Source organism: Roseomonas sp. 18066, assembly GCF_902706185.1.
Lineage (GTDB): Bacteria > Pseudomonadota > Alphaproteobacteria > Acetobacterales > Acetobacteraceae > Pseudoroseomonas.
This window is the reverse complement of sequence record NZ_CACSJM010000301.1, coordinates 1-1971: the sequence shown is the minus strand read 5'-3', so window position 1 is coordinate 1971 and position 1971 is coordinate 1. Positions and strand designations below refer to the sequence as shown.

Below are 1971 nucleotides of genomic sequence, written 5' to 3'. Positions count from 1 at the left end.
TGGCGGAGGGCTGACCGGAGGGGGGGGTAGGCTTCTTCAAGTCAGACTCCTGCGCACCACTGTTCGCATTGTGTTCTATCGGGGCTTGTGCCAGCATCCGCCGGCCGGGGGAAGTGGGTAAGCGGCGAGGCCCCCCCTTCCGTTGCACCCTTCTCATGCCCGGGAGGGCTGGCCCCCGGCTTGCCGTGTGGCTAGGTTGCCGCCCACGCGCCCGACGAGGCGCCGGCGATCCCAGGCCGCCCGACCGGGTGCTTGACGATCAAGGCGCCCAATCTGGGTGCGCGTGAATGTGAAACCAAGCCCCGAGCGGCCGATGCCTCCCATGCTGGTGCAGGGGGGCGGCGCCCCCGGGGCGGCAGCGGGTGAAGGACCGGGCAGCATGGCCGGCAGCGTCAACAAGGTGATCCTGATCGGCAATCTGGGGAAGGACCCGGAGGTGCGGAATTTCCAGAATGGCGGGCGGGTGGTGAACCTGCGCCTGGCCACGACGGATTCCTACAAGGACCGCGAAGGCAACCGCCAGGAGCGTACCGAATGGCATTCGGTCGCCATCTTCAACGAGAAGCTGGGCGAGATCGCCGAGAAGTATCTGCGCAAGGGCAGCAAGGTCTATATCGAAGGCAAGCTGGAGACCCGCAAGTGGCAGGACCAGGCCGGCCAGGACCGCTATTCCACCGAGGTCGCGCTGCGCAATTTCGGCGGTGAGCTGACCCTGCTCGACGGCCGCGGCGAAGGCGGCGGCGGTGGCGGCTATGAGGGCGGCGCCAGCAGCGGCGGCGGTGGCGGCGGTGGCCGTTCCTCCTCCTCCGGTGGCGGCGGCTATGGCGGCGGCGAGCGCAGCGGCGGCGCCAGCAGCGGCGGCAATGGCGGCAGCAGCCGGCCGCAGCGCGGCGGCTGGGATGCGCCGAAGACCGGCGGCAGCGACCTGGACGACGACATCCCCTTCTGATCGCCCGCCACTGAAGACAAGGCCGCGCGGCGGGGCTTCCTGCCGCCGTGCGGCGCCGATGGCCGGCCGCGGCGCCTCGCGGAAAACTTACGGCCGAAGGCTGCGTTCAGAATTGCGACGGCACCGTCGGCCCTTGTGGCCGGCTGCTGCGCCGCAATCTCTGCAGGGGCGTCCGATGAAGAAAGTGTAATCCAACACGCTTCTCTCGCTGCGGCCCGCATCACGGGTCGAGACGCCCCGGAAGACAGGAAGCCCGAGCGCCGTGATTCTCTCTGCCCACCGCATCCGCCTGGCCGCCACCCCCGCCGACAAGGAGGCCGCCATCCGTGCCGCGGCGCAGCTCCTGGTCGCGACCGGCTCGATCGACGCCGCCTATGCCGAGAGCATGCTGCGCCGGGAGGTCGAGGCCGACACTTTCCTGGGCAATGGCATCGCCATCCCGCATGGCCAGCGCGGCGATCGCGGGCTGATCCACCAGACCGGCATCGCCGTGCTGCAGGTGCCGCAGGGCGTCGCCTGGAACGGCGAGGACCGCGCCCGGCTGGTGGTGGCCATCGCCGCCCAGGGCGACGAGCATATTGCTGTCCTGCGCCGCCTGACCGAGGTGCTGGGCGAGGCGGCGCTGGCCGAGCGCCTGGCCGTCACCGATGATCCGGCCGAGATCCTGGCGGCGCTCGACCCCAGCGCGCCGATGCCGACCGTCAGCGCCACCCCCGCTACCAGCGCTGACGACGCCCTGACCGCCGAGGTCCAGGCCCCGGCCGCCGCCGGCATGCATGCGCGCCCCGCCCGTATCCTGGTGCAGCTGGCCAAAAGCTACCGGTCCTCGGTCACCCTGCGGCATGGCGAGCGCCGCGCCGATGCCCGCAGCATGATTTCTCTGCTCCAGCTCGGCGCCGGCCCGGGCGCCGGCATGACGCTGGAGGTCGCCGGCCCCGATGCCGCGGCGGCGCTGGCCGCGTTGACCGCCGCCTTCGCCGATGAGCTCGGCGACCGCGACGCCGCGCCGGCCGCCACCACCC

Annotated in this window: 2 protein-coding genes; both read left to right on the top strand. The window is 71.6% G+C overall.

The window, feature by feature from the left end; genetic code table 11:
* Positions 1-379 precede the first annotated feature (379 nt).
* Positions 380-949, top strand: a complete 570-nt coding sequence (gene ssb / locus GVN67_RS28845) for a single-stranded DNA-binding protein (protein WP_160000738.1) — start codon at positions 380-382, stop codon at positions 947-949.
* Positions 950-1211: 262 nt separating this feature from the next.
* On the top strand, positions 1212-1971 hold a 760-nt coding region (locus GVN67_RS28840), incomplete at its 3' end, for an HPr family phosphocarrier protein (protein WP_160000737.1).